Annotated in this window: 22 protein-coding genes and 1 tRNA gene; 9 read left to right on the forward strand and 14 right to left on the reverse strand. The window is 71.4% G+C overall.

What is annotated here, in order from left to right:
* Positions 1 to 484 precede the first annotated feature (484 nt).
* The gene (locus tag ACFWVC_RS24385; RefSeq protein ID WP_384290127.1) at positions 485 to 1,870 is read right to left on the reverse strand and encodes a cystathionine beta-synthase; all 1,386 of its coding nucleotides are present in this window, start codon (positions 1,868 to 1,870) and stop codon (positions 485 to 487) included.
* A gap of 201 nt (positions 1,871 to 2,071) precedes the next feature.
* Between ACFWVC_RS24385 and ACFWVC_RS24390 the strand changes: the two genes are divergently transcribed.
* Together ACFWVC_RS24390 and ACFWVC_RS24395 are read left to right on the forward strand one after the other, a co-directional pair.
* Complete coding sequence (locus ACFWVC_RS24390; RefSeq protein ID WP_384289917.1) at positions 2,072 to 2,905, forward strand: LuxR C-terminal-related transcriptional regulator; 834 nt, start codon at positions 2,072 to 2,074, stop codon at positions 2,903 to 2,905.
* A gap of 106 nt (positions 2,906 to 3,011) precedes the next feature.
* On the forward strand, positions 3,012 to 4,058 hold the full coding sequence (locus tag ACFWVC_RS24395; RefSeq protein ID WP_384290130.1) for an SGNH/GDSL hydrolase family protein: 1,047 nt from the start codon (positions 3,012 to 3,014) through the stop codon (positions 4,056 to 4,058).
* Between the two features lie 34 nt (positions 4,059 to 4,092).
* Here ACFWVC_RS24395 and ACFWVC_RS24400 read toward each other — a convergent pair whose 3' ends face one another.
* Both ACFWVC_RS24400 and ACFWVC_RS24405 read right to left on the reverse strand, forming a co-directional pair.
* Positions 4,093 to 4,503, reverse strand: coding sequence for a VOC family protein (locus tag ACFWVC_RS24400; RefSeq protein ID WP_384289921.1), 411 nt, complete (start codon positions 4,501 to 4,503; stop codon positions 4,093 to 4,095).
* 10 nt (positions 4,504 to 4,513) lie between these two features.
* Entirely contained in the window at positions 4,514 to 4,933 is a 420-nt protein-coding gene (locus ACFWVC_RS24405) for a helix-turn-helix domain-containing protein (protein ID WP_384289926.1), read from the reverse strand.
* 149 nt (positions 4,934 to 5,082) lie between these two features.
* Between ACFWVC_RS24405 and ACFWVC_RS24410 the strand changes: the two genes are divergently transcribed.
* Complete coding sequence (locus ACFWVC_RS24410) at positions 5,083 to 6,303, forward strand: acetyl-CoA C-acetyltransferase (protein WP_384289931.1); 1,221 nt, start codon at positions 5,083 to 5,085, stop codon at positions 6,301 to 6,303.
* 229 nt (positions 6,304 to 6,532) lie between these two features.
* Positions 6,533 to 7,342 (forward strand): hypothetical protein, encoded by an 810-nt coding sequence (locus tag ACFWVC_RS24415; RefSeq protein WP_384290132.1) that lies wholly within the window; start codon positions 6,533 to 6,535, stop codon positions 7,340 to 7,342.
* A gap of 64 nt (positions 7,343 to 7,406) precedes the next feature.
* Here the strand turns inward: ACFWVC_RS24415 and ACFWVC_RS24420 are convergent, their stop codons facing one another.
* Positions 7,407 to 7,730, reverse strand: a complete 324-nt coding sequence (locus tag ACFWVC_RS24420; protein WP_384289936.1) for a hypothetical protein — start codon at positions 7,728 to 7,730, stop codon at positions 7,407 to 7,409.
* 129 nt (positions 7,731 to 7,859) lie between these two features.
* Between ACFWVC_RS24420 and ACFWVC_RS24425 the strand changes: the two genes are divergently transcribed.
* A complete protein-coding gene (locus tag ACFWVC_RS24425) occupies positions 7,860 to 8,090 on the forward strand; it encodes a DUF4287 domain-containing protein (protein WP_384289941.1) in 231 nt (76 codons plus the stop codon).
* 70 nt (positions 8,091 to 8,160) lie between these two features.
* Here ACFWVC_RS24425 and ACFWVC_RS24430 read toward each other — a convergent pair whose 3' ends face one another.
* From ACFWVC_RS24430 to ACFWVC_RS24460, 7 genes are all read right to left on the reverse strand, one after another.
* Entirely contained in the window at positions 8,161 to 9,012 is an 852-nt protein-coding gene (locus ACFWVC_RS24430) for a Bax inhibitor-1/YccA family protein (protein ID WP_384289946.1), read from the reverse strand.
* Positions 9,013 to 9,266: 254 nt separating this feature from the next.
* Positions 9,267 to 10,481: an alkaline phosphatase gene (locus ACFWVC_RS24435; RefSeq protein WP_384290134.1), complete on the reverse strand. Its 1,215-nt coding sequence runs from the start codon at positions 10,479 to 10,481 to the stop codon at positions 9,267 to 9,269.
* 419 nt (positions 10,482 to 10,900) lie between these two features.
* Entirely contained in the window at positions 10,901 to 11,926 is a 1,026-nt protein-coding gene (locus ACFWVC_RS24440) for a cytochrome d ubiquinol oxidase subunit II (RefSeq protein WP_384289948.1), read from the reverse strand.
* Positions 11,926 to 13,353: a cytochrome ubiquinol oxidase subunit I gene (locus tag ACFWVC_RS24445; protein ID WP_384289951.1), complete on the reverse strand. Its 1,428-nt coding sequence runs from the start codon at positions 13,351 to 13,353 to the stop codon at positions 11,926 to 11,928. The genes ACFWVC_RS24440 and ACFWVC_RS24445 overlap by 1 nt, the downstream gene beginning before the upstream one ends.
* A 139-nt stretch (positions 13,354 to 13,492) precedes the next feature.
* Positions 13,493 to 15,193, reverse strand: coding sequence for an LCP family protein (locus ACFWVC_RS24450; protein WP_384289953.1), 1,701 nt, complete (start codon positions 15,191 to 15,193; stop codon positions 13,493 to 13,495).
* A 235-nt stretch (positions 15,194 to 15,428) separates the two neighbouring features.
* The gene (locus tag ACFWVC_RS24455) at positions 15,429 to 16,193 is read right to left on the reverse strand and encodes an SDR family NAD(P)-dependent oxidoreductase (RefSeq protein ID WP_384289955.1); all 765 of its coding nucleotides are present in this window, start codon (positions 16,191 to 16,193) and stop codon (positions 15,429 to 15,431) included.
* Between the two features lie 102 nt (positions 16,194 to 16,295).
* Positions 16,296 to 16,922 (reverse strand): ester cyclase, encoded by a 627-nt coding sequence (locus ACFWVC_RS24460; protein WP_384289957.1) that lies wholly within the window; start codon positions 16,920 to 16,922, stop codon positions 16,296 to 16,298.
* A gap of 265 nt (positions 16,923 to 17,187) precedes the next feature.
* Here ACFWVC_RS24460 and ACFWVC_RS24465 point away from each other — a divergent pair, with 265 nt between their 5' ends.
* Positions 17,188 to 17,934, forward strand: a complete 747-nt coding sequence (locus ACFWVC_RS24465; RefSeq protein WP_384289962.1) for a TetR/AcrR family transcriptional regulator — start codon at positions 17,188 to 17,190, stop codon at positions 17,932 to 17,934.
* Between the two features lie 149 nt (positions 17,935 to 18,083).
* On the forward strand, positions 18,084 to 19,421 hold the full coding sequence (locus ACFWVC_RS24470; RefSeq protein WP_384289965.1) for a hypothetical protein: 1,338 nt from the start codon (positions 18,084 to 18,086) through the stop codon (positions 19,419 to 19,421).
* 53 nt (positions 19,422 to 19,474) lie between these two features.
* On the opposite strand, the gene ACFWVC_RS24475 is transcribed toward ACFWVC_RS24470, so the two are convergent.
* Positions 19,475 to 19,560, reverse strand: a tRNA-Leu gene (locus ACFWVC_RS24475).
* Positions 19,561 to 19,927: 367 nt separating this feature from the next.
* On the opposite strand from ACFWVC_RS24475, the gene ACFWVC_RS24480 reads away from it, so the two are divergent.
* Together ACFWVC_RS24480 and ACFWVC_RS24485 are read left to right on the forward strand one after the other, a co-directional pair.
* On the forward strand, positions 19,928 to 20,725 hold the full coding sequence (locus tag ACFWVC_RS24480; RefSeq protein ID WP_384289968.1) for an ABC transporter ATP-binding protein: 798 nt from the start codon (positions 19,928 to 19,930) through the stop codon (positions 20,723 to 20,725).
* Between the two features lie 41 nt (positions 20,726 to 20,766).
* Positions 20,767 to 23,268, forward strand: a complete 2,502-nt coding sequence (locus ACFWVC_RS24485) for an ABC transporter permease (RefSeq protein WP_384289972.1) — start codon at positions 20,767 to 20,769, stop codon at positions 23,266 to 23,268.
* 82 nt (positions 23,269 to 23,350) lie between these two features.
* On the opposite strand, the gene ACFWVC_RS24490 is transcribed toward ACFWVC_RS24485, so the two are convergent.
* Together ACFWVC_RS24490 and ACFWVC_RS24495 are read right to left on the reverse strand one after the other, a co-directional pair.
* On the reverse strand, positions 23,351 to 24,727 hold the full coding sequence (locus ACFWVC_RS24490; protein WP_384289977.1) for a class I SAM-dependent methyltransferase: 1,377 nt from the start codon (positions 24,725 to 24,727) through the stop codon (positions 23,351 to 23,353).
* Between the two features lie 217 nt (positions 24,728 to 24,944).
* Entirely contained in the window at positions 24,945 to 26,318 is a 1,374-nt protein-coding gene (locus ACFWVC_RS24495; RefSeq protein ID WP_384289980.1) for an NAD(P)/FAD-dependent oxidoreductase, read from the reverse strand.
* Between the last annotated feature and the right edge of the window lie 333 nt (positions 26,319 to 26,651).

The following is a 26,651-nucleotide window of genomic DNA, read 5'->3' on the forward strand; positions in this document are numbered from 1 at the left end:
CACACTCCCCACGCGGGTCAGCGCCCCCTCTTCGGCGACTGCGCCTCCGGCTCCCTCGCCGGCGGCCAACACCTGTGCGTTGACCACGCGGTCTCTTTATCATAAGCGCGGCCCGCGTTGATACGCGGGCCGCTCTTCGACGCATTGCGCGGGGACCGCCGCACCCCCGGTCGCCCGGGGGGCGGGACGACGGCGGTCCCCGCGAGGGACGCGAGCCGGGTCAGGGCCTGGCCACACGTCCTGGGGTCACCATGGAGGTCCGGGAGCCGCTCCGGAGGTCCTTGGCGCCACATCCACGCTGTCAGCCGGCCGGTCCGGGACTTCCCGCCCGTCCTGCTGACACCGACCAATCTGCCGGAGCCGTGTTAAGACCGTGCTGCGCGGACGTGACGCGGATGTACCACTTCCGCGAAACCCTCGCCGCCCTCGTGAACCGGCCCCGTGGAGCGCCCCCGTGGCGCGCCCCGGGCGGCTCCCGCTCGGCCTACTTCGCGCTCTCGGCCAGGAACGCGAGCAGGTCCTGCCTGCTGACGACGCCCGTGGGCTTGCCCTCGACCAGCACGACGGCCGCGTCGGCGGTGCCGAGGACGGCCATCAGGTCGGCGACCGGCTCACCGGAGCCGACCTGCGGCAGCGGCGCGCACATGTGCCGCTCCAGCGGGTCCTCGAGGGTCGCGCGCTGGGTGAACAGCGCGTCCAGCAGCTCGCGCTCCACGACGGAGCCGATGACCTCCGCGGCCATGACGTCGGGGTGGCCGGCGCCCGGCTTGACGATCGGCATCTGCGAGACGCCGTACTCGCGCAGCACCTCGATGGCCTGGCCGACGGTCTCCTCGGGGTGCATGTGCACCAGGTGCGGCAGGCCGCCGTCCTTGCGGTCCAGGACGTCGGCGACGCGGGCCTGGCCGGTGCCCTCCTCCAGGAAGCCGTAGTCGGCCATCCACTCGTCGTTGAAGATCTTCGACAGGTAGCCGCGGCCGGAGTCCGGCAGCAGCACGACGACCACGTCGTCCGGGCCGAGCCGCTCGGCCACCCGCAGCGCGGCGACGACCGCCATACCGCAGGAGCCGCCGACCAGCAGGCCCTCCTCCTTGGCCAGGCGCCGGGTCATCTGGAAGGCGTCCTTGTCGGACACGGCCACGATCTCGTCGGCGACGGTGCGGTCGTAGGCGGTGGGCCAGAAGTCCTCACCGACGCCCTCGATCAGGTACGGGCGGCCGCTGCCGCCGCTGTAGACGGAGCCCTCGGGGTCGGCGCCGATCACCTTGACGCCGCCCTCGGAGGCGTCCTTCAGATAGCGGCCGGTGCCGGAGATGGTGCCGCCGGTGCCGACGCCCGCCACGAAGTGCGTGATCCGCCCCTCGGTCTGCTCCCACAGCTCGGGGCCGGTGGAGTGGTAGTGGGAGGCCGGGTTGTTGGGGTTGCTGTACTGGTCCGGCTTCCAGGCGTTCGGGATCTCGCGCACCAGGCGGTCGGAGACGTTGTAGTACGAGTCGGGGTGCTCGGGGTCCACGGCGGTGGGGCAGACCACGACCTCGGCCCCGTAGGCGCGCAGTACGTTGATCTTGTCGGTGGACACCTTGTCAGGGCAGACGAAGACGCACTTGTAGCCCTTCTGCTGGGCCACGATCGCCAGTCCCACACCCGTGTTGCCGGAGGTCGGCTCCACGATCGTGCCGCCGGGCTTGAGCTCGCCGCTCTTCTCCGCGGCCTCGATCATGCGCAGCGCGATCCGGTCCTTCACCGAGCCGCCGGGGTTGAAGTACTCGACCTTGGCCAGGACGGTGGCCTGGATCCCTGCGGTCACGCTGTTGAGCCTCACGAGCGGGGTGTTGCCGACGAGGCTGATCATCGAGTCGTGGAACTGCACCATTGTCTCCGGGTTCTCCGAGATTGTGAGGCCAGGGTAAGCGGTTTTCGCGCGCTGGGCCGCTCCCTGCGGAAGCGGCCGCCGCACGCTTCACATTGGTGTTACGTACGCCCCGGTAGGTCCGGATGTAGAGTCACATCGTGGCGCGATCACGACACGTCGCACCTACGACACCGGGCAGGTACCACCGGGGGGTGAGCCATGACCGAGCGGAACCCGAACCGCACCGGGACCGGCGCGGACACCGCCGACTACGCCGCCGCGCTCAGCGGTCTGGCCGTCGTGGAGTCCGGCCTCGCCTCCGTGCGGGAACGACTCACCGCGCTCGCCAGCGCCCGTCCGTCACGACCGGCCGAACCGGTGATGCCCGGCGGCATCGCCGAGGTGGTCCACGGCGAGGCCGAGCAGCAGCACATCATCGAACAGCTGCAGCGCGAGGCGCGCAAGGAGGTCCTGACCTTCGTGCGGCCGCCGTACGTCTCCTCCGAGGGCAACTTCGTGCAGAAGGAGCGGCTGGCCTCCGGGGTGGCGTACCGGTCGCTGTACGAGACGACCGCCCTGGTCTATCCGGGCGCCGCCGACATGCCCGGCTTCGTCGAGCCGGGCGAGCTGGCGCGGGCCGCGCCGACCGTGCCCATGAAGCTGATGATCGTCGACGCGGAACGGGCCCTGCTGCCGCTGTCCGGCGGCCGCGACCGGTCGGTGGTCTCCTCCGCCGGGCTGCTGCTGCTGCACCCCTCGGTGCTGGTGGACGCCCTGCTGGAGCTGTTCGAGGACCGCTGGCTGCGCGGCACGCCGCTGCGGATGCCCCCGCTGGGCGACGCGGAGGAGGACCCGGAGTTCCCCGGCTCCCCCGAGCTCGACGAGCAGCTGCTCTCCCTGCTGATGTCGGGGCTGCCCGACAAGGCGATCGCCTCGCAGCTCGGCATATCCCTGCGCACGCTGCAGCGCAGGATCAGGTCGCTCATGGAGTCGACGGGCACCGCCAACCGCACCCAGCTCGCCTGGTTCGTCGCGCAGCAGCGCCTGACCTGAACGACGGTTGCGCCGGGCATCGGACGGGGCAACAAGGTGTTGTAAGGAACGCGGGCCGACGGGGGCCCGTGCGCGGCACGGGAGGTGGACCTTGTCCAGGGCAAGGGTGGCGCGGCGGATCGCGACGGCCGCCGCGTACGGAGGAGGCGGGATCGGGCTCCTGGGCGGAGCGGCGGTCGGCCTGGTACTGACCGAGGCCGCGCTCGCCCGCCGCGTCGTCGGCGGCTCGGACGCCATCCCCCCGCGGGCGGGCGGCCACTACGGCGCCGCCTTCGCGCTGAGCAGCAGCGAACGGCCCATCGTGCTCGCCCTCACGGGTGATTCGACGGCGGCGGGCCAGGGCGTCCACCGGGCCAGTCAGACGGTCGGGGCGCTGCTCGCGTCCGGTCTGGCCGCGGTGGCGGAACGGCCGGTGCGGCTGGTCAATGTGGCCAACCCCGGTGCGAAGTCCGACGACCTGGCCCGCCAGGTCGATCTTCTGCTGGCGCCGGACGCGGGCCCCCCGCCCGACCTGTGCGTGGTGATGATCGGCGCGAACGACGTGACGCGGCGGATGCCGCTGGCGGTCTCGGTGCGGATGCTGTCCGACGCGGTGGGGCGGCTGCGCGAGGCGGGCGTCGAGGTGATCGTGGGCACCTGTCCCGACCTCGGCTCGGTCGAGCCGGTCTACCAGCCGCTGCGGTGGATCGCCCGCCGCCTGAGCCGGCAGCTGGCGGCCGCGCAGACCATCGCGGTGGTCGGCCTGGGCGGCCGTACCGTGTCGCTGGGCGACCTGCTGGGGCCCGAGTTCGAGTCGCGGCCGCGCGAGATGTTCGGCCCGGACAACTACCACCCCTCGGCGGAGGGGTACGCGACCGCCGCCATGGCGATGCTGCCGACCCTCTGCTCGGCGCTCGGGCTGTGGCCCGAGGAGGACGAGCGGCCCGACGCCCGCCGTGGCGAGGGCTTCATGCCGGTCGCCCAGGCCGCCGCCGAGGCGGCAGGCGAGGCCGGCACCGAGGTCGCCGCCGTCTCCGGCAGCGTCTCCGGCCCCCGCGGCCGCTGGGCGCTCCTCAAGCGCCGCCGTCGCCGCCGGCTGCCCGACACCACCGACCCCACGCTCGCCGCCGAGGCGGCGGAGGCCGCCGCGGCGGCCGAAGCCGCCCAGAACTGACGTCCGCCCGGGGCGCGGGCGTCCCGGGCGTGGCTCAGCGGGGCTGGTTGAAGCGCAGCAGGTTGCCCGAGGGGTCGCGGAAGGCGCAGTCGCGGACGCCGTAGGGCTGGTCCATCGGCTCCTGGAGGACTTCGGCGCCCGCCGCGCTGATGCGCTCGAAGGTCGCGTCGCAGTCGGGCGTCGAGAAGATGACGGCGCGGAGCATGCCCTTGGCCATCAGCTCCGCCATCGCCTGCTTGTCGGCGGGCGAGGCGTTGGGATTGGCGAGCGGCGGTTCCAGCACGATGCTGACGCCGGGCTGCGCGGGTGAGCCGACGGTGACCCAGCGCATGCCCTCGAAGGAGACGTCGTTGCGGACCTCCAGGCCCAGGACGTCGCGGTAGAAGGCGAGTGCCTTGTCATGGTCGTCGACGGCGATGAAGCACTGTGAAAGCGTGATGTCCATGGGCCTCACGCTAGGCCCGGGAGGCACCGCCCGCCGCGCCGTTCCTGACGGGGCGGGTGAACATCTTGGCCACGCACGCCGGGATCGCCGCGCCGTGCGCGTGGTCGCGGGCGCGGTACGCGCTCGGGCTCTCGCCGACCAGTTCCGTGAAGCGGGAGCTGAAGGAGCCCAGCGAGGTACATCCGACGGCGAAGCACACCTCGGTGACCGACAGGTCGCCGCGCCGCAGCAGTGCCTTGGCGCGCTCGATGCGGCGCGTCATGAGGTAGCTGTACGGCGTCTCGCCGAACGCGGCCCGGAAGCTGCGCGCGAAGTGACCGGTGGACATCAGGGCCCCGCGGGCCAGCGCGGGCACGTCCAGCGGCTCCGCGTAGTCGCGGTCCATCGCGTCCCGTGCCTGCCGCAGCCGTACCAGGTCCTCGGAGTTCACCCGGACAGCATCCCATGCCCGCCGCAGGCTAAGCGGGCGCTCAGAAAGAGGCCCGTGTCACAGCGCACAGGAGGTGACTGGGTGCGCTACGTACAGGTAACTTCCCCAGGAGAACAGCCGTTCCGACGCCGCCTCGACGAGGAGTCGCGATGCCCGAAGCCGTGATCGTCTCTGCCGCCCGCTCCCCCATCGGCCGGGCCATGAAGGGGTCCCTGAAGGACCTGCGCCCCGACGACCTCACCGCCACCATCATCCAGGCGGCGCTGGCCAGGGTCCCGCAGCTGGACCCGCGGGACATCGACGACCTGATGCTGGGCTGCGGTCTGCCCGGCGGCGAGCAGGGCCACAACCTGGGCCGGATCGTGGCCGTGCAGATGGGCATGGACCACCTCCCGGGCTGCACCGTCACGCGCTACTGCTCCTCCTCGCTGCAGACGACCCGGATGGCGCTGCACGCCATCAAGGCGGGCGAGGGCGACGTCTTCATCTCCGCGGGTGTCGAGACGGTGTCCCGCTTCATCAAGGGCAGCTCCGACGGCATGCCCGGCACGCACAACCCGCTCTTCGGCGAGGCCGAGGCCCGCACGGCGGCCCGCGCCGAGCAGGGCGGCGGCGAGTGGCACGACCCGCGCGAGGACGGGCTCGTCCCGGACGCCTACATCGCGATGGGCCAGACCGCGGAGAACCTGGCGGCGCTGAAGGGCATCAGCCGCGCCGAGCAGGACGAGTTCGGCGTGCGCTCGCAGAACCTGGCCGAGGTGGCCATCGAGAAGGGCTTCTGGGAGCGCGAGATCACGCCCGTGACGCTGCCCGACGGCACCGTGGTCTCCAAGGACGACGGCCCGCGCGCCGGCGTCACCCTGGAGGGCGTGCAGGGCCTGAAGCCGGTCTTCCGGCCCGACGGCACCGTCACCGCCGGCAACTGCTGCCCGCTGAACGACGGCGCGGCCGCGCTGGTCGTCATGAGCGACACCAAGGCCCGCGAGCTCGGCATCACCCCGCTCGCCCGCGTGGTGTCCACCGGCGTGTCCGGCCTGTCCCCGGAGATCATGGGCTACGGCCCCGTCGAGGCCTCCCGCCAGGCGCTGAAGCGGGCCGGGATGACCATCGGCGACATCGACCTGGTCGAGATCAACGAGGCCTTCGCCGCACAGGTCATCCCCTCCTACCAGGGCCTGGGCATCGACATCGACCGCCTCAACGTCAACGGCGGCGCGATCGCGGTCGGCCACCCCTTCGGCATGACCGGGGCCCGGATCACCACCACGCTGATCAACTCGCTGCAGTGGCACGACAAGCAGTTCGGCCTGGAGACGATGTGCGTCGGCGGCGGCCAGGGCATGGCCATGGTCATCGAACGCCTGTCGTAACGCCCGCGCGCGTGTCCTAAGTCGCAATCTAACCGCCCCCGGGATGTGACCTTCTCCCGGGGGCGGTCGTTTGCCCAGGTCAGGGGTGCACCACTCGGCCGGCCCGAGACTTTGGACCCGGCCATATCGTGACGTTCCGCACTGCAGAGGCCATGGATTTGAGTGCACAGTGGTGGGTACAGGGGGCCAGGCTCGGGAAAGCACAGTCGGGAGTACGCCAGTGAGCGCCATGTTCCTCGTCCTGCTGACGGGTGCGGCAACCGCCGTGGCCGCCGGCTCCGCCGCGCTGTTCGCCACGCGTGGCGTTCGTCGTGACGTCGCCGCCCTGCGCGCGGACCTGGCGGCGGCCACCGCCGCACACGCCGCCGTGCCGGCCGCGCGCACGGCCACGGAGACGCCCGGCGTCGAGGCCATACGGACCGCTGTCGCGGACGCCCTCGCCGACGAGCGCGAGCGGGAGCTCGCCGAGGCGCGGGCCTTCTGGGCCGCGCAGGAGGCACCCCTGGCCTACGGCACCGGCGAGGCGGGAGACGCCGTCGCCGACGCCCAGCTCGACGTCCAGATCTTCGGCGGCAGCGGTTTCGGCACGGGCGCCGCGGGGGCGGACTACGAGGTCCTGCCGTACGGCCCGTTCCTGCCCCGGCAGGCGGACCTGACCGGCCTGGAGTCCGGCCCCGTCGGCCCGGTGCCCTTCCGGCACCCCTCCGACCCGGACTTCGCCGCCCCGGCCCCGGTCGTGGCCAACCAGGAGCAGACCGCCGAGCGCCTCGGCGAACTCGCCGACCTGCGGATGCCGCTGGCCGACGTACGGCCCGGCCCGCTCGGCACGCTGGACGTGTACGTCTTCGCCGACGGCACCACGCTCTGCATGACCCCGGGCGACCGCGAGACCGCGGACCGGCTCTGCGAGGCCCTGGACCGCGGCGAGTCCCCGGTCCTGCTGGGCGGCTCCGCGGTGGCCGGCGGCTACGCGCTCACCTTCACCTTCGGCGAGGAGTCGGTGTACGTCCTGGCCGACCGGGTGGTCGCCTCCCTCTGACCGCCGGAAGCGGCACGAGCGGCGCAAGCGGCGAGGTCATCAGAGCCCGCGGCGCCGCACCCGCCTACAGACCGCTGCGCGAGGCCGTGTCCCGGATCCGGGACACGGCCTCGTCGCGCACATGGGCCAGCTCCGGGTGCGGCTCCAGGGCCGCGGCCAGCTCGTGGGCGGCCACCGCGATCTGGTCCCCGATGACGAAGATGCCGTCGTCCGGCACCAGCAGCGGCTCCCGCCCGGGGAACTCGATCTGCTGCGCCCGCGCGGCCAGCTCCCGGGCCAGCGCGAGCCCCGCCGTCGCCGCCTCACCGCGCAGCCTGCTCTGGGGCAGGGAGCGGTAGCGCCCGGCCAGGATTCCGGCGGCCTCACGAAGCGTCGTACAGTCCAGCACGGCCGCGAGCCTACCGGTGCGTACACAGAACCGAGCCGGTGCGTACACAGAACCGAGCGCGTTGCACTGTTGCCATCGGGGGAAGCCTCAGGCACGGTGGGGTGACCGGAACGCATACCGGAGGCGCCGATGTCCCAGACCTTCTCTGAAGAGACCCACCGGAACCTGCTCTCCCACATCCCGAATTGCACCGGCCGCGAGATCGGCGAATGGCTTCGCACGGTCGACGACGGGCCCGCTTTCCTCCGCTTCGACGAGAAAGTCAGCTGGCTCCGAAGCGAGCACGACCTGTCCTACGGACACGCCAAGGCGATCGTCCACGAGTACGACCTGAGGCGCGCCGCCCGGAGACTCGGTTAGCGACCTCCCCCGCGCATGCGAACGGGCCCCGAAAGGCACTGCCTCCGGGGCCCGTTGAATGTCCGCTCGGCTAGTCGTCGCCGCGCAGGATGGCGATGAGGCGCAGCAGCTCCAGGTAGATCCAGATGAGCGAGAGGGTCAGGCCGAAGGCCGCCCACCACGCCTCGTTGGCCGGGGCGCCGTAGCGCACGCCGTCCTCGATCTCCTTGAAGTTGAGCGAGAGGAAGAAGGCGCCGAGCAGCACGCCGATGATGCCGACCGCGATGCCGAGGCCGCCGCTGCGCAGGCCCAGCCCGTCACCGCCGCCGATCGCGGAGGCGATCAGGTTGATGACGATCAGGATGAAGAAGCCGATGGCGATCCCCATACCGATGCGGTAGTACCGCCGCGTGACCCGGATCAGCCGGGTGCGGTACGCCACCAGCATGCCCGCGAAGACCGCCATGGTGCCGAGTACCGCCTGCACGGGGGCGCCGCTCCAGGCCGTGTTGTACATCTCGCTGATGATGCCGAGCGCGATGCCCTCGAACGCCGCGTAGCCCAGGATGAGGCCCGGGACCGGCTGGCGCTTGAAGATCTGGATCATGTAGAGGACCAGAGCCACCACGCCGGCGCCGATCGCGAGGGCGTAGCTGGTGGGGCTGACCGGCAGGATGAACCACGCCAGCAGCGCGCCGACCACGACCGTGCCCAGGGTGATCGCCGTCTTGGAGACGACGTCGTCCATCGTCATCCGCCCGGTCTGCGCCGGGGCGGTGGGCGGGGCCTGGTAGGTCGTCGTGTCGTAGGGGTTGGTCCCGGCGTAGGGATTTCCGCCCGCGTACGGGCTGCCCTGCGTCTGCGGCTGGGCGCCGCCGAAGCCCGCGTAGCCCTCCCCACGGGAGAACCCCCGCCGGGAGAAGACCGGGTTGCTGCTCCTCATCTGTCACTCCTCCATGGCCGCGCGATACGGCTTCGCACCCAGAGTAATGGCATGGCAAAGCGGGCGGTCTAGTCCTCAAGGAGGATCTTCTTCCGTTCTTAACGCGGATGCCGCCTGCGGGAATGGGCCATGCGGGTGAATCACGCGCCGTGACGACAGCGGAGCCCCGGGGCGAGATCGCCCCGGGGCTCCGTTGCCGGCGTCAGCGTGCCGGCGGTGTCGGCCGTCAGCGCGTCAGACCGTCAGCGCGTCACTCAGCGGCGCGTCAGGGCCTGGCGCAGCACGTCGTAGACGTAGGTGTTGGCGTGCTTGCCGGTGAAGCGGTCGGACAGCGGGCCGGCCGCGGTGACGGGCACGTCCACACCGGTGTGACCGGAGGTGGTCCAGTCGATGTAGAAGCTCTTCTCGCTGCCGCGGATGGTGAACGGACCGTCCTCGGTGGAGATGCCGGTGCCGGACTCGTCGGCGGCGTCCGACTCCTCGACGGCCAGGCCGCCGGTCTCGTGGTCGCCGGTGATGACCAGCAGGGTGTCGGAGTGGGTGGCGACGTACGCACGGGCCACGGCCACGGCCTTCTCCAGCTCCTGCATGGACTGCAGGGTGCGGGTGGCGTTGTTGGAGTGCGCGAACTCGTCGGTGCCCTCCTCCTCGACCATGAGGAAGAAGCCCTTCTTGCTCTTGTCCAGCGTGCTCAGGGCCTTGCTGGTCATGGTCGAGAGACCGACCACCGGGCTGTACACATCGCCCTGGCCCTCGGGACGCTGCTGGAACATCTCCTCGTTGGCGAAGAGGCCGAGCAGCTTGCCGCCCTTGGCGCGGCTGAGCTGGTCCGCGCTGGAGACGTAGGAGTAACCGGCCTTCTGGGCCTTCTTGATGAGGTCGCCCTTGGTGCCCTTGCTCGCCTCGGACGGGTCCTCGGCGGGCTGGTCCTTGAACGCGCCGGCGTTGCCCGCGGGCAGCCACCAGTCCTCGCCACCGCCCAGGATGACGTCGGGCTTGCTGACCTCGATGTACTGGCGCGCGATCTCGTCCTGCGCCGAACGGTTGGCGGTGTTCGAGAAGAACGCCGCCGGCGAGGCGTCGGTGACCTGCGCGGTGGTGACCAGGCCGGTGGCCTTGCCGGCCGCCTTGGCCTGCTGGCCGAGGGTGGCCAGCGGGTTGCCGTCCACGTCGACGCTGATCGCGCCGTTGTAGGTCTTCTCGCCCGTCGCCCACGCGGTCGCCGCGGCGGCCGAGTCGGTGACGACGGCCTTCGGGTCGTCCGGCTCGGTGGTCAGCTGGCCCGAGACGGGGAGCTTGTCCATGGCGAGCTGGCCGTTCAGGCCCGTGAAGTGCAGGCGGGCGGCCTGGCGCATGGCCGCGCCCATGCCGTCGCCGTTGATGAAGATGACGTTCTTGGCGGTCGGGGTCTTGGCCTTCGCCGTCTGCGGCGCCGAGGCGGAAGCGCCCAGCGTCGGGTTGACCACCATCGTCACGACCGCAGCGGCTATGGCAGCGGCTGCGGGAGCGGCGAACCGCCGAGCCCTACGAGCATCCAGGGACACAACGTCCTCCGTTGTAGTTCTTGCCCATTACTTGACCGCGACCATAGGAGCCTTCGGGGGGAGGTTGACCAAGAGCAGATGACCAGTACGCAACGAGATCTCCAGGGAGAAGTGAAGACGCAGGCACCTACTTGTCCGGACAGGTCACGCGAGAGCGGAATCGGCGCCGCGCCGGCCGCACATCCCGCGCAGGGGCGGAGCAGGCCCCTGCCCGGCCGGGACCGCGTACGGGTGCGCGCAGTCCACGGGGCGCGTCAGGGGCACGGGCGGGCGGTTTCCCCGGCCGCGGCGGCCACCGGGGCTTTGCCCCCGCGTTGCCCGGCGCATACCCGGGGTGGGGCGGTTCATGGGCCCGGGCGGTCCCCGGAGGCGTGGTCGGCGGGGATGAGCCGGCCGCGGCCGGCCAGGCGGAAGAGCAGTACGAGGGAGGGAAGGATCAGCAGCCCCGCGACGATGGCCACACCGACCGTCACCCACAGCGTGGCCTGCGGCGCCGCCGCTTCGGGGATCTCCAGGTGGGTGCCGAGGAGATAGGGGTACTGGGCGACGCCCCAGCCCAGGACGATCAGGGCGACCGCGGCGGCGGCCAGCGCCCGCAGGCCCGAGGTCCTGGTGCCGCGCAGCATGACCATGCCGGCCACGCCGCAGAGGGCGGCGGCCAGGACCAGCGGCAGTGCGAGGTGGCTGAGCTGGTGGAACAGCCGGGGGGCGTCGTGCCGGAGCACGAAGATCCCCGCGATGCTGACGGCTCCGGTCAGCAGACCCGCGATCAGGGCCCGGTCGCGGAAGTACCGTGCCAGGCCGGGCTCGTGCTGCCGCCCGGCGGCGACGTGGAGGTAGACGGCGGCCAGGTAGGCGCAGACCAGGACGGCCAGGACGCCGCCGAGGACGGAGGTGGGGTTGAGCCAGCTCGTGATCGCGTTCCCGTTGCCGCCGGTGGGCACCCGGCCGGAGGCGATGCCTCCGGCGATGGAGCCGAAGCAGTACGGGGCCAGCAGGGACGACAGGGCGAAGGCGGCCCCGTACACGCGCTGTTCGGGGGTGCGCAAAGAGGCCTTGCGGAAGGCGAACCCCGCGCCGCGCAGGACGATGCCGAGCGCGGCGAGGCCCAGCGGCAGATAGAGGGTCGTGGTGATGGCGGTGAAAGCCGTGGGGAAGCCCGACCAGAGGAACACCAGGCAGTACACGAGCCAGGTGTGGTTGGCCTCCCACACCGGGCCGAGCGAGGTGTCGATCAGATGGCGCGGCTGCCTGCCCCGGTCGGCGCCGCCCGCCGTGAGGTCCCAGAAGCCGGCCCCGAAGTCGGCGCCGGCGAGCAGGGCGTAGGCGATGACACCGATGAACAGGAAGACGGCGACGAGTTCGGGCATCACTGCCCCGATCCGACGCGTACGCCCGCGCGGTCCGGGCCGGAGCCGGGTCCGTAGGGGACGTCCACCGTGTCGTCGCCCTCGGCCTGCCAGCGGCGCTTCATCGACAGCAGCACTCCCACGGCGCTCGCCCCGACGGCCACGTAGATGACGAGGACGGCGCCGAAGAACGGCCAGATGTTCCCCTGGGTGGTGACCGCGTCCCGGGTGAGCAGGTATCCGACGACCGTCCAGGGCTGACGGCCCAGCTCCGTGACGATCCACCCGGTCTCCAGGCACGCCACGGCGGCCAGGCCACTGACGGCGCAGCACCGCAGGAACCAGCGCCGGCCGTCGACGCTGCGGTGCCGCCACCACAGCCAGGCGAACCACAGGACCAGCAGCATCAGGAGGGAGGACAGGCCGACCATGACGTCGAAGGCCAGGTGCACGGTGCTGACGGCCTGGTCGGAGGGGCGCACGGCCGGCGGGATGGCCTCCAGCCCGGAGATCTTCGTGGAGGGCCGGAAACCCGCCAGCAGGGAGGCCACGTCGGGCAGGGGGATGCCGTAGCGGACCTCGCCGTCGACGAGGATGCCGCCGAGGGTCTCGGGGACGTGGGTGCCGGTGGACGGCAGGAGTTCGATCGCGGCGAACTTCGCTGGTTCCGCCTCGAAGACGTACCGGGCGATCGTGTCCCCGACGATCATCTGGAAGGGCAGGACGACGGCCGCGGTGACGAAGCCGATGAGGAACCCCAGCCGGTGGTAGTGGGAGGTCCGGCCGCGCAGCATGCCCACCGCGTAGACGCTCGCCACCCCGAAGCCGGCCACGATGTAGGCGGCGAGCAGCATGTGGAGCATCTCCCACCAGAAGGCCCCGTTGAAGAAGACCTCGGCCGGACGGACGGCGACCACCCGGCCGTCCCGCAGCGTGAACCCGCCGGGCTGGTTCATCCAGCTGTTCGCGGCGATGACGGCCGCCGCGCCGCCGATGCTCGACAGCGCCACCGGGACGCCGGTCCAGAAGTGCGCCCAGGGCGGCATCCGGTCCCAGCCGTAGATGTAGATCGACACGAAGATCGCCTCGAGGAAGAAGAAGAGTCCCTCGATCGCGAAGGGGAAGCCGAACGCCGCGCCGTACCGGCCCATCAAGCCGGGCCACAGGATGCCGAGTTCGAAGGAGAGCACGGTGCCGGTGATCGCCCCCACGGCGAACAGCACCGCGGCCACCTTGGACCAGCGGCGGGCCAGGAGCAGCGCGTCCCGGTCGCCGTGGCGCAACCCGCGGTGGTTGGCGACGAGCATCAGCGTGGTGAGCGCGACACCGAAGGGCACCAGGATGATGTGGAAGCCCAGGGTGAAGGCCATCTGCTGACGGGCCGGCAGGAGCTGATCGGGATCCCCCGCGGCGGCGAGGGTCCGCACGGCGTCGAGCACGGGGGTCATGACGGACCCCACCGGTGGACAGTCACCATGCATCACCCCGGGGATATTGGTCCGGTTATAGGGTGATTCACGATAGGTGACGGCAACCGGGTTGCCCGGTATTCGGCCGTTCCCGGGACCGGCGGCGATCCCGCCGGGCTCAGCCGACGCACTCCTTCTTGTCGGCCTGAGCCGTCTGGATGTCGGCCGGGGGCTTGTCCGGGTCGGCGAGCGGGATGCCCGCGCCCCGGTAGTCGGCGCCGAGGGTGAGCGTCATGTCCGCGCCGGGGCCCGCCTCGTCCGTTCCGGGACGCAGTGCGGAGGCGGGCAGGCCCATCATCGCGGCCAGGGCCCGGGCCTGGCCGGCCTGGTCGGGACCGTAGACCAGGGTCGTCCGGTCGTGCTGCTTCCCGTCGGGCGCGTTGCCGCCGTTGGTGGAGTGGCCGACGCCCTTGGTGCTCCCCAGCCACTCCGCGGTCGTCCGCGCGGCGCCCTGCGGGCCGCCCCCGTTGTAGACGGCGACCCGGACCTGCGACGGATCCGCCTTCGCGCCGCGCAGCTTGGCGTCGGCGGCCGCGGGCTTCTTCTTGGGCGCCCCGGTCAGCGAGACGTCGTTCTTGATCGCCGCGAAGACCTGCGGCGCCCTGGTCTCGTCCACAACGACCGTCGCGTGGTACTTGATCTCGGCCGGGTTGTCCTTGACCGGCAGCGTCGTGAAGGTGATGTGCTTGGGGTCGACCCGGCTCAGGTCCCTGGCCATTCCGGTGAGTTTCGAGACGCCGCCGATGCCGGTGTCCACCGTGAGCGCCTTGGTGGCGGCGTTCGCCAGCTTGAAGAGCTTGCCCGCGTCGGTGAGTGTGTCGCTCGACTTCATCTGGCGGATCATCGAGCCCAGGAACTGCTGCTGGAGCTTTATGCGGTCCAGGTCGCTGCCGCTCTTCAGCGAGTGGCGGGTCCTGACGAACTGCAGGGCCTGCTCGCCCTCGACCTTGTGCGGTCCCGCGTCCAGGTGCAGGTGGGAGCCCTGCCCCTTGGAATCGGTGTCGTCGATGGCGTGGGTGAGGCAGATCGGGACCCCGCCGACGGCCGTGGACAGGGTCTTCACGGCCTCGAAGTCGACCATCATGAAGTGGTCGATCGGCAGGCCGGTGATCTCCGTGACCGTCCGCATCGTGCAGCCCGGGTCGCGGCCCTGCTGGCCGAGGCTCTCGTTGAAGCGCGGGCTGAAGCTGGCCTTGGCGGTGCCGGGGATCGTCTTGGTGGACCCGTCCTTCTGCTTGGTGGGGCAGTCCGGGATGCCGACGATCATGTCGCGCGGGATGCTCATGACGGTCGCGTTGGACCGGTCCTTCGCCACGTGCACCAGGAGCGTGGTGTCGGCGTGGCCGACATTGTCGGCGTCCCCGTACTTCCCCGCGAGGCCCACCCGGCTGTCGGTGCCGATGACCAGGATGTTCACCGCGTCATGGCTGGTGGGGGCGTGCTTGTTGGCCGCCGTGCCGACGTCCACGGTGGTGATGTTGCTGTCGAAGTGCCGGTACAGGAGGTAGGCGCCGGCGCTGCCCGCGAGCACCATGAACCCGAGCGTGCCCGCGGTCCACATCAGGACCTTCCGCCTCGTGGACCTTCCGGCCTTCCGGGACGGTCTCGCCCCAGCGCGGCGACGGCCTCCCGCCGACGGGGCCGGGTCCGGGTCCGGCGCGGAGCGCTGCGCCTCGCGGCGCGCTCTCCGGCCGCCCTGCGGCGGCACCGTGGCGGCCGGGGGGCCCTCGGGGTCCAGCCGCAGCCGGTACGTACCGGTCTCCGGATCGAGGACCCACTGGTCCGCGGGGTCGATGTGACGGCCGTCCTGCGTGTCCACGGTCGTTCGGGCCCTCCGTCCGCGCCTGCGGCACCGCCCCCTGGCGCTCGATCGTCGTCTGTCCTGCCCCGGATGTCCCGGGGCGGCCCCGCGGCCGCCCCGGGACATCCGTTCAGACATCCGCATACCGCGCATGGTTGCGCTCGAAGTCGGTCAACTTCCCACACCCGGAGCACATTTCATCACCAAACACGCACGGATGTGTCGATCGCGGCGCCGGCGAGATCCGCGGGCGTCACCAGGCGCTCGCGCCGCCGTCCACCGGGTAGTTGGCGCCCGTGATGTACGCGGCCCGGTCCGAGGCGAGGAAGGCCGCCAGTTCGACGATCTCCTCGGGCCGGGCGAAGCGCTTGAGCAGCGTCTTGCCGATGATGGCGTCCCGGGCGGCCTGGTTGCCGGCGAGGTCGCGCTCACTGGCCGGGGTCCCGACGGGCCCGGGGCTGATCGCCACCGCGCGGATCCCGTGGGCGGCCCCTTCGAGCGCGAGCTGCCGCGTCATGCCGATGACTCCGGCGTTCGCCGCGGTGTGCCCGACCATCGGGGGGTTCTCGCCCGCGATCATGCCGGCCATGGACGCGACGTTGATGATGACGCCGCCACCGCGCCGGACCAGGTGCGGCCAGGCGAACTTCGACACGAAGAAGGGGATGTCGAGTTCACCGGCCACGGTGGCCCGCCAGTCGCCGACGGAGAAGTCGGGCATCGAGCCGAACCGCATCGCGGCCGCGTTGTTGTAGACCACGTCGAGCCCGCCATAGGCGGCGACGGCGTCCTCCACGAACCGCCGCACCTGCTCCGGGTCGGTGAGATCGACCGGCGCGATGCCCGTCATCTCGCCGCCCGCACGACGGACGAGTTCGACCGTCTCGTCGTTGGCATCCGCCTGGATGTCGCACCCGATGACCTTCGCGCCCTCTCTCGCGAAGATCAGCGCCGCGACGCGGCCCATGCCTCCTCCGGTGCCGGTGATCAGCACGACCTTCTGCTCAAGCGTTGCCATGGGAATTCTCCTGCTCCGTTGCGGATGCTCCGACGGGGGTGTTGGAGCGTGTTGACGGGGACTCGGCCGTGACGCGGATGGCGCCGGGGCGCCGGGGCGGCGCTACTCGGCGCCGGGGGTGGCGGCGCCGGCGGCGGTTTTACCGCTGAGCTCGTCCAGGAACCTGCCGAAGTTGCCCTCCGACCAGTGCTCGACGGACTGGCCGTGGATGACCCGGTCGATGGAGATGCCGCTGAGCTCGACCCTGCGGCCCGACGCGGGGATCCCGAAGATCGTCCCGGTGTGGACGCCCCCGAAGCTCCAGCGCGTGACGACCTTGTCGCCCTCCACGATCTGGTCCAGCACGGTCATCCTGAAGCCGGTCAGGCCCGCCTTGATGCCGAGGTCACCCTTGATCCAGTCCTCGCGGCTCTCGGGTCCGTTGAAGCCGTGGAGCACCAGGTCCCTGGAGATGTAGCGGTCGAAGGCGGCGGCCAGGTCGCCGTTGTAGCTGTTGTAGTACGCCGAGGTGACCTGGAGCGGCGACAGGTAGTGGTGACGGGGGGACGAGTGCCCGGACGGAGCGCCGTCCGGTCCCCGGCCCTGCGCCGCGGCCGGGACGGCCACGACGGCCAGAGTGGCGGCGAGGGCAAGACCGGTGACGACGCCGGTCGCCCTCTTGCGGCGTGCCGGCGGCGTGGAACCGGAGGTGGGGGCGGAGGCGGCCGTACGGGCCTTCCGGGAGATCACAGGGCACTCCTGCTGGGACGAGGCGATGATCGACGGCATCGCATGTGATTGACGTGTCAAGCATGAACTTGACTCGTCAAGCATGCATCCGAGCCTGACAAGCGTCAAGCGATTCCCGGACAGGAACACACTCGGCCGTTTTGGGCCGCAATGGGCATGGAAGACTGGACCACGCACCGCCCGCCCGCCTCAGCGCCAGCTGGCGGACGCCGACCGACGGCCGGGCCGCCGGTCGATGGACCGGCGCCGAAGGAGCGATGCCGCAGTGACCGAAGAAACGCCGGCAACGCAGCCGATGCGAACGGCCCAGGCGCCGCGGCCGCCGCGCGGCAAGTACGGCCCCGTCCTGCTGAACGAGGACGAGATCCTTCGACGGGGGCTGGCCACCTTCGCCGAACTCGGATACGCCGCCACCACGATGCGCGAACTGGCCCGGCGGCTCGACGTCAGCCACAACTTCATCAACGACCGTTACGGCTCGAAGGGGAACTTCTGGGTCGCCGTGGTGGACTTCGCGCTGCGGGACGTCCAGTCCGGGCTGGACCGGCTGCTGGCGGCGTCCCGCGACGACGGCGAACGGCTGAGGAACGTGGTCGTCCGGCTCTACCGGCTGGCCGCGAACGCCTCGGAGCTGAACCGGCTGATCACGGACGAGTCGACTCGCGACTCCAGCCGCCTGGACCACCTCCACCAGCGGTTCGTCAAGCCGTTCTGGGACAGCATCGAGCCCACGGTCGACAACCTCATGGCGGCCGGGCGCATACCCCGTGTGCCGACGCACATCCTGTACTTCGCCATCACCGGTCCCGCGCTGACCCTGGCCCAGGACCCGATCGCGGACCGGCTGAACCCCGCCGCCTCACCGGTCGCGAACCAGGACAGGGACGCCATGGCCGACGCGCTCTCCGGTCTCGTCCTTCGCGGCCTGCTCCCGCCTCCGCACGGCGAGACCACAGCCGCGTCGGATGCCGATGCCGATGCCCGGAACCGCACTCGAACCGCCACCTCCTGAACAGGGGCTCGTTCGCGCTCGGCAAGCGGAACCCGAAGGGCACCGAATCCGCCGGCGCCGTCGGGACGCCGACGCCCGGCGGGTGGACGGCGTGGTGCGTGCGACCCGGACAAACGACCGGTCGCACCTGTGGGTAGTGTCGGCGCCCGATGCCGGAGATCGCTCCGCACCACCACGGTGCCGCATGCGCTCTCGTGAAGGACTTCCACATCCCTACGCCCGCCGACTCGGAGTGCCCCGTGGTCAACCTCCTGCCGTCCCCTCGGCGCCGCGCCGGTGACGGCGGCTCCCGCTCGGCGGGGGCCGACACCAACGGCGCGGCAGTGCCGATGACTTGGGCGGCCCGGTTGCGGCGGGAACCGGTGACGGTGTCCTTCGACCGTCGCGAGGCCCTGACGGCGGCCGGGATCTACACGGCCGTGGCCCTGGTCGGTTTCGGTCTGCTGATGGCGATCAGCCACTTCCGCGGCCACCACGTCACGGAAGTGCTGACGCGGTGGGACAGCGCGCGGTATCTGCACATCGCCGAGCACGGTTATCCGGGCCACCTGGAGTACGGCCCGGACGGGCTGCCCGAGCCCAGCGCCCTCGCGTTCTTCCCGATGGTGCCCGCCTTGATCCGCGCGGTGCACCTGGTGACCTTCCTGCCCTTTCCGTACGCCGGCCTGGTGGTCTCCTGGTCCATGGCGGCAATCGCCGCGGCCGGGGTGCACACACTGGCCGGGTCGCTGTTCGGGCGCCGCGCGGGATACGCCTGTGTGGGGCTGTGGGCGTGCTCTCCGTACGCGTTCGCCCTGTGGGTGCCCTACTCCGAAGCCGCCTTCACCGCTTTCCTGATGTGGACGCTGATCGCGGTCGTCGCGCGCCGCTGGATGTGGGCGGGCGCTCTGTGCGCGCTGGCCGGGACCGTACGGCCGACCTCCACCGTGCTGGTGGCGGTGGTGGCCATCGGCGCCGTCAGGGCCCTGACGCTGCGCCGGGGCGGATGGCGGCCCTGGGTGGCCATCGGCGTCGCGCCGCTCGGGCTCGTCTTCAGCTGGCTGTACCTGGGCAGCCGAATCGGCCGCCTCGACGGCTGGTTCCTCGCGGAGAAGGCCTGGGACCAGCAGTTCGACTTCGGCCTGGGCACGCTGCGGTTCCTGCGGGAACTGATCACCTATCAGGCCACGGACATCCGCTACCCGCTCGTGCTGACGATGATCCTCGTCGTGGCCGTGGGTGTACTCGCGCTGGCCCTGGACCGCCGGGTGCCGTGGCCCCTGGTCCTGGCACTCGCCGGGGCCTGGGAGCTGATGTTCAGCACACCGGGCGCGCCGTTGTCCAAGCCCCGCTTCCTCCTGCCGTTCCTGCCCCTTCTGCTGCTCCTGGTCGTGCGGCCCATCGCCCGGCTGCCCCGCACCGTGCAGGCATGCCTGTACGGATGCGGCGCGGTCTTCGCAGGCTGGTACGGATTCGGGCTGCTGGTGCTCTTCAAGCACCCGCCGTGAGCACGACTCGGAGCTTTCCCGTCGGTTCCGCAGGCCGGCACCGCTGAGAGAAGTGGTGCCCGGAACCGGACTCGAACCGGTACGCCCGCAAGGGGCAGCGAGGTTTAAGCTCGCCGTGTCTGCATTCCACCATCCGGGCAAGGCGGCGCGAGAGCGCAGGAGGGAGCCTATCCGGGAAGGTGGGTGGGGAGCGGCCCCGGATTCGTCATGTTGTCTGATTCCATTGCTCCCTGACGGATCGTCATGTCACTTGCGGCGCACCGAAACCACAGGCCCGGGGCGATGTCCGGCGTGACCGGCGCCCCCTGCATATGACGCGAAATAGCTTCCGCCCCAGAGCGGCACCTCGGGGTGGCCGTCATCCCCTGGTATGACCCGGGGGTCCCCGGGTACCTCTCGGGACTGCCCCCGGAACCAGGTCAGGGACGGATTACGGCGGCCGTTCGCGCCGGGACGATGGACGGAGTCCGAACTCCCCCAGCGTTTCCCGACAGGAGCAGCCTGCCGTGACCACCACCACCGCACCCCCGACTGCCACGGCCACGGCCGCACGGGCCACCGATCTGAGCAAGGTGTACGGCGAGGGCGAGACCCGCGTGGTCGCGCTCGACGCGGTCTCCGTGGAGTTCCGCAGCGGTGAGTTCACCGCGATCATGGGCCCCTCGGGCTCGGGCAAGTCCACGCTGATGCACTGCATGGCGGGGCTGGACACGGTCTCGGCGGGCTCGGCGCGGATCGGCGACACCGAACTGGCCTCGCTGAAGGACAAGCAGCTGACCAAGCTGCGCCGGGACAAGATCGGCTTCATCTTCCAGGCGTTCAACCTGCTGCCGACGCTCACCGCCGCCGAGAACATCACGCTGCCGATGGACATCGCCGGCCGCAAGCCCGACCAGGAGTGGCTGGACCGGGTCGTGGAGACGGTGGGCCTGGCCGGACGGCTCAAGCACCGGCCGTCGCAGCTGTCCGGCGGGCAGCAGCAGCGCGTGGCGGTCGCACGGGCGCTGGCGAGCCGTCCGGAGATCATCTTCGCGGACGAGCCGACCGGCAACCTGGACTCCCGCGCGGGCGCGGAGATCCTGGGCTTCCTCCGCAACTCCGTGCGGGAGCTGGGCCAGACGGTCGTCATGGTCACCCACGACCCGGTCGCGGCCTCCTACGCCGACCGCGTCGTCTTCCTGGCCGACGGCCGCATCGTCGACGAACTGCACGGCCCGACCGCGGACACGGTGCTGGAGCGTATGCGGAACCTCCCCGGCGGTTCCGACCGCACCCCTGGCGACGCCAAGCCCCGTACGAGCTGACCGTCCGCCGCCACCGAGACCACCGGGAGACCACGCCCGCCATGTTCCGTACCGCCCTGCGCAACGTCCTCGCGCACAAGGCCAGACTGCTGATGACCGTGCTCGCCGTGATGCTCGGCGTGTCCTTCGTCTCCGGCACCCTGGTGTTCACCGACACCATCGGCAACGCCCTCCGCAAGGCCTCGGCCAGGAGCTATGCCGATGTGTCGGTCGCCGTCACCTACGGCGACCCCGACCATCCGCTCCCCCAGCGGCTGGTGGACGAGATCGGCCGGCTGCCCGGCGCCGAGTCCACCACCGCGACCGTCACCGGCTTCACCGCGGTCGCCGACAAGCAGGGCCGGCTGGTCGGCGACGGCTGGTCCACCCGCGGCGGCAACTACACCGGAGCGGACCGCTATCCGATACGTGAGGGCCGCGCCCCGCGCGGCTCCTCCGAGATCGCGCTGGACTCCAGGACCGCCGAGCGGACGGGCTACACCGTCGGCGACACCGTCCGGATGTCCATCGACGGACCGGTGATGGCGCAGAAGGTGACCGGCGTCTTCACCACCGACGACGGGAACGTCGCCGCGGGCGGCAGCCTGGTGCTCTTCGACACCGCCACCGCCCAGAAGCTCTTCGGCAAGCCGGGCACGTACGAGGAGATCGACGTCAAGGCGGCCCCCGGCACGGCGCAGGCCACGCTGAGGGCCGAGATCGAGAAGCTGCTGCCGCACTACGCCAAGGACGCCTCCGCGACCACCGGCCGGAAGCTGGCGGACGACGAGGCGCGGCAGATCGCCTCCGACCTCGGCAGCTTCAACACCACGCTGCTCAGCTTCGCCGGCATCGCGCTCTTCGTCGGCATCTTCATCATCGCCAACACCTTCACGATGCTGGTCGCGCAGCGCACCAAGGAGCTGGCACTGCTGCGAGCGGTCGGCGCCAGCCGCCGGCAGGTCACGCGGTCGGTGCTGGCCGAGGCCCTCGTCGTGGGCGTGGTGGCCGGTGTGACCGGGTTCCTGGTGGGCATCGGCATCGCGGCCGTGATGCGGGCGGTGCTCGGCTCCGCCGGGGCGGAACTGCCCGACGGCGCCCTGGCCGTGGAGCCGGGCACGGCGGGAGCGGCGCTCGCGGTCGGCGTGGGCGTCACCATGCTCGCCGCGTGGCTGCCGGCCCGCCGCGCCGCCAAGATCCCGCCGGTCGCGGCGATGAACAGCGTGCACGCCCCGGCCACGGTCAAGGGCCTGCTCCTGCGCAACACCCTCGGTGCGCTGCTGTCGGCGGCCGGTGTCGTCCTGGTGCTGGCCGGCTCGGGGATGAAGGACAACGGCAACATGGTGCTGGGCGGCGGTGCCGCACTGCTGCTGATCGGCGTCTTCGTCCTGACCCCGCTGCTGTCCCGGCCGGTGGTCGCCGCGGCCGGACCGCTGCTGCGTCCCTTCGGCGTCACGGGCAAGCTCGCCCGGCAGAACTCGGTGCGCAACCCGCGGCGGACCGCCGCCACCGCCTCGGCGCTGATGATCGGGCTCACCCTGATCACCGCCCTCACGGTGGTGGCCATCTCCGTCAAGACCACCGTGGACGAGCTGGCGGCCGCCCACCTGAAGTCCGACTACCAGGTCACGATGGCCACCGGGCGGAACCTCTCCCCCGAGGTGGCCGAGCGGGTCGCGGGCCTCGGCTCGGTCACCGTCTCCAGTTCGGTGCGCGACGCGCACACCGAACTCGGCGGCGAGGACGAGTGGGTCACCGGCGTCGACGCGCCCCAGATCGAGCGGCTGCTGACGCTGGACTTCACGCAGGGCTCCGTGGCGGCGGTGCGCGGCTCCTCGATGGTCGTGGACTCCGACACGATGAAGCGGCGCGGCTGGCACACCGGGCAGAGCCTGCCGGTGCGCTACGACGACGGCACCAAGGGGCGGCTGACGATCGGCGGCGTCTACCGGGGCGGCGACCTCATCAGCGGCGTGATCATGGACAACGCCACGGTCACCCCGCACACCCCGAAGGCCGGGGACATGCGGGTGCTGGTGAAGATGGCCGGCGGCGCCGACGAGGCCAACCGGGACGCGCTGGTGAAGGCGCTCGGTGAGAACCCGGTCATCAAGGTGCAGGACAAGGCGGACGTCTCCCGGGAGCTCAGCTCCACCATCGACCTGCTGCTGAACATCCTCTACGGGCTGCTCGCGATGGCGGTGCTGGTCGCGGTGCTGGGAGTGATCAACACGCTGGCGATGTCGGTCTTCGAGCGCAAGCACGAGATCGGCATGCTGCGGGCGATCGGCCTGGACCGGGGTGCGGTCAAGCGGATGATCCGGCTGGAGTCCCTGCTGATCTCGCTGTTCGGCGCGGTCCTCGGCACGGGCCTCGGGGTGTTCCTCGCCTGGGCCGTCGGCGGGCTGATCAGGCCCGAACTGCCGAGCTACGCGATGGCGCTGCCCTGGGACCGGATCGGGGTGTTCCTGTCGATCGCGGCGGTGGTGGGCCTGCTCGCCGCGCTGTGGCCGGCCCGGCGGGCGGCCCGGCTGAACATGCTGGAGGCCATCAAGGCCGAGTAGCCGGGCGGCGGCGGGCCGGCGGCACCGAGCGCGGGGCGGGGGTCCTCATCGGACCCCCGCCCCGCGGCGTCACGTGCCGGCCTTACGCGCCTTGCTTGCCCTGCGTGGCCGGGGTGGCCTGGGTGGCCTGGGTGCCGCCCTGCCCGCCGTAGCCGAGCCACTCGGCCCGGGTGCGCGGCATCCCGGAGGCGCCGGTGTCCCGGGGGCGGACCGCGACGATCTGGTTGACCCCGATGCGGTTGTGCTCGAAGGCGAGCGCGGAGGCCGCCATGTACAGCCGCCAGACCCGGGCCCGTCCCGGGCCCGCGAGGCGCACGGCCTCGCCCCACTGGGCCTCCAGGTTGGCGACCCACTCGCGCAGGGTCAGGGCGTAGTGCTCCCGGATCGCCTCGACGTCGCGGACCTCCAGGCCCGCGTCCTCCAGCCGCGAGACGGTGGCGCCTACGGGGGCCAGCTCGCCGTCCGGGAAGACGTACCGGTCGATGAACTCGTCGACGTGGTAGGCGTCCTCGTCCTCCCACGGGCGGCGGCCGATCTGGTGGTTCAGCAGCCTGCCGCCGGGCCGCAGCAGCCCGTGGAGGACCCGCGCGTACTGGAGGTAGCGCTCGCGGCCCACGTGCTCTGCCATGCCGATCGACGAAATGGCGTCGTAGGGGCCGTCGTCGACCGCCCGGTAGTCCTGGACGCGGATCTCGACGCGGTCGGTGAGCCCGGCGTCGGCGACCCGCTTGCGGGCGTACGCGGCCTGCTCGGTGGAGAGCGTGACGCCGGTGGCGTGCACCCCGTACCGCTCGGCGGCGTGCATCACCATCGAGCCCCAGCCGCAGCCGACGTCCAGCAGCCGCTGTCCGGGCCTCAGGTCCAGCTTGCGGCAGATCAGGTCCAGCTTGGCCGCCTGGGCGTCCTCCAACGTCGCGTCGGGCCCCTCCCAGTAGGCGCAGGAGTAGACCATGGACGGGCCGAGGACGAGCTCGTAGAAGTCGTTGCCGACGTCGTAGTGGTGGCTGATGGCCTGCCGGTCGCGGATCGGGCTGTGCAGCACGCCGCCGCGCCTGCGGACCTCCTCCGGCGGCGGGGGCGGGGGCAGTCCGGGCCCGGCGAGGGAGAGCACCTCGCGGGCGATCCGGGCGGTCCCCGGGTCGCTCAGCCGGGCGAGCAGACGGCGGTAGGCCGGCTCGCCGTCCTCCGGGGGGCGGTCCCACAGGACGCCGGAGAGCCGGCGCAGTGCGTCGTAGAGGTCGCCGTCGACGTCGAGTTCACCGGCCACCCAGGCGCGCACCAGACCCAGCTCGCCGGGCTTGAACAGCATCCGGCGCAGCGCCCTGCGGTGCCGGACGACCAGGGCCGGCGCGTCCGGCGGCCCGGTCTCACTGCCGTCCCACGCGCGGATGCGCAGCGGGAAGGGAACGCCGAGCGCCTGCTTGGCGAGAGCGGTCAGTCGTCCGGCCGTATCGGCCATGGCGCGTACCTCCGTGCCTCCATGAAGACGGGTCCACTGCGCAGGGAAAACAGATGTGGACTACAACCACATTCCCGGGATCGTCGTTCTGCTTCTACCCATCTCACGTTTGGAGTGCGCACGGCCAGGACACGGGCATGCCGAAGGGCGCCCGCCCCACGGATGGCGGACGCCCTTCGGCTGTTACGGGTGAACGGGCCCTCCGGCCCGACGGCGGCTAGGCCTTGGCCTTGGCCGGGGCGGCCTCGGCCGGGACCACGGGGGCCGGCACGGGCTTGGCGGCCTCGTAGAACTCCTCGCGGGGGTTCTCGATGGCGCCGAGCGAGACGACGTCGCGCTTGAGGAAGGCCGCCAGCGTCCAGTCCGCGAGGACCCGGATCTTGCGGTTGAAGGTCGGGACGGCCATGCCGTGGTAGCCACGGTGCATGTACCAGGCCAGGCGGCCCTTGAACTTCAGCTTCATCTTGCCGAAGCGGATCAGGGCGACACCCTTGTGCAGGCCGAGGCCGGCGACGGCGCCCTTGTTGGCGTGCTTGTACTCCTGCTGCGGGAAGCCCCGCATACCGGAGATCACGTTGTCGCCGAGGACCTTGGCCTGGCGCAGCGCGTGCTGGGCGTTGGGCGGGCACCAGGCGCCGGGGCCGGAGGCCAGGTCGGGCACCTGCGCGTTGTCGCCGGCGGACCAGATGTAGTCGGTGCCCTGGACCTGGAGGGTCGGGGCGGTGTCGACGTGGCCGCGCGGGCCGAGCGGCAGGCCGTACTTGGCCAGGACCGGGTTGGGCTTGACGCCGGCGGTCCACACGATGGTGGAGGCGTCGACCTCCAGGCCGTTGGCGAGCACCACGTGCTTGTCGACACAGGACTTCATCGACGTGCCGAGGTAGACCTCGATGCCGCGCTCGCGCAGGTGCTCCAGGCCCCAGGTGCCGAGCTCGGGACCGACCTCGGGGAGGATCTTGTCGGCGGCGTCGACCAGGATGAAGCGCATGTCCTCGCGCTTCACGTTCGCGTAGTACTTGGCCGCGTCGCGGGCCATGTCCTCGACCTCGCCGATGGTCTCCGCACCGGCGAAGCCGCCGCCGACGAAGACGAACGTGAGCGCCTTGCGGCGGACGTCCTCGTCCGTGGTGGAGGCGGCCTTGTCGAGCTGCTCCAGCACGTGGTTGCGCAGGCCGATGGCCTCCTCGACGCCCTTCATGCCGATGCCGTTCTCGGCCAGGCCGGGGATCGGGAAGGTGCGGGAGACGGCGCCGAGCGCGACGACCAGGTAGTCGAAGGGCAGTTCGTAGGACTCGCCCACGAGCGGCTCGACGACGGCGACCTTGCGGTCCTGGTCGATGGTCGTGACCCGGCCGGTCAGAACCTCCGCCTGGGGCAGCACGCGGCGCAGCGGCACCACGACATGGCGGGGGGAGATGCTGCCGGCCGCGGCCTCCGGCAGGAAGGGTTGGTACGTCATGTACGAACGCGGGTCGACGACGGTGACGGTCGCCTCCGCATAGCGCATCTTCTTGAGGATGCGCCGGGCCGCGTACAGGCCGACGTACCCACCGCCTACTACGAGGATCCTGGGACGCTCCGTGGTGCTCATGCTTCGAGTATTCACCACGGCCCGGGGGGTACCTCGTGAGCCCCTTCACAAGGTTTCCCGGGCCCTCTGCTACACTGCGCCGCTTCGTGATCAGGACCACAGCGCCCCGGGGGAACCCGTTGCAGGCCACAGGCGTTGAGCGCCCGGTCCTACCAGCGACGATCGGCATCCGGGGGGCCCGTTTGACGCTCCCGCAATACGGGTGAAACACAAGCCCGGCAGGGGCCTTTGGGGGCCCCGGGGGGCCTGGCGCCGGGCAGTTGGGCCGTCCGGCGGGAACTTTCATGTGAAGAAATTCACGAACCTTCTCCGGCAGGCGTGTCGGGCCCGCCG

It is taken from the genome of Streptomyces sp. NPDC058691 (assembly GCF_042714775.1).
Lineage (GTDB): Bacteria > Actinomycetota > Actinomycetes > Streptomycetales > Streptomycetaceae > Actinacidiphila.

Excerpts from the sequence above, each read along its gene's own strand:
- ACFWVC_RS24445 (WP_384289951.1), bottom strand. The coding sequence starts at position 13,353 with ATGACCCCCGTGCTCGACGCCGTGCGGACCCTCGCCGCCGCGGGGGAT.
- ACFWVC_RS24470 (WP_384289965.1), top strand. The coding sequence starts at position 18,084 with ATGCCGGAGATCGCTCCGCACCACCACGGTGCCGCATGCGCTCTCGTG.
- ACFWVC_RS24435 (WP_384290134.1), bottom strand. The coding sequence starts at position 10,481 with ATGGTGGTCAACCCGACGCTGGGCGCTTCCGCCTCGGCGCCGCAGACG.
- ACFWVC_RS24430 (WP_384289946.1), bottom strand. The coding sequence starts at position 9,012 with ATGAGGAGCAGCAACCCGGTCTTCTCCCGGCGGGGGTTCTCCCGTGGG.
- ACFWVC_RS24410 (WP_384289931.1), top strand. The coding sequence starts at position 5,083 with ATGCCCGAAGCCGTGATCGTCTCTGCCGCCCGCTCCCCCATCGGCCGG.
- ACFWVC_RS24400 (WP_384289921.1), bottom strand. The coding sequence starts at position 4,503 with ATGGACATCACGCTTTCACAGTGCTTCATCGCCGTCGACGACCATGAC.
- ACFWVC_RS24440 (WP_384289948.1), bottom strand. The coding sequence starts at position 11,926 with ATGCCCGAACTCGTCGCCGTCTTCCTGTTCATCGGTGTCATCGCCTAC.
- ACFWVC_RS24390 (WP_384289917.1), top strand. The coding sequence starts at position 2,072 with ATGACCGAGCGGAACCCGAACCGCACCGGGACCGGCGCGGACACCGCC.
- ACFWVC_RS24415 (WP_384290132.1), top strand. The coding sequence starts at position 6,533 with ATGTTCCTCGTCCTGCTGACGGGTGCGGCAACCGCCGTGGCCGCCGGC.
- ACFWVC_RS24495 (WP_384289980.1), bottom strand. The coding sequence starts at position 26,318 with ATGAGCACCACGGAGCGTCCCAGGATCCTCGTAGTAGGCGGTGGGTAC.
- ACFWVC_RS24485 (WP_384289972.1), top strand. The coding sequence starts at position 20,767 with ATGTTCCGTACCGCCCTGCGCAACGTCCTCGCGCACAAGGCCAGACTG.
- ACFWVC_RS24425 (WP_384289941.1), top strand. The coding sequence starts at position 7,860 with ATGTCCCAGACCTTCTCTGAAGAGACCCACCGGAACCTGCTCTCCCAC.
- ACFWVC_RS24490 (WP_384289977.1), bottom strand. The coding sequence starts at position 24,727 with ATGGCCGATACGGCCGGACGACTGACCGCTCTCGCCAAGCAGGCGCTC.
- ACFWVC_RS24455 (WP_384289955.1), bottom strand. The coding sequence starts at position 16,193 with ATGGCAACGCTTGAGCAGAAGGTCGTGCTGATCACCGGCACCGGAGGA.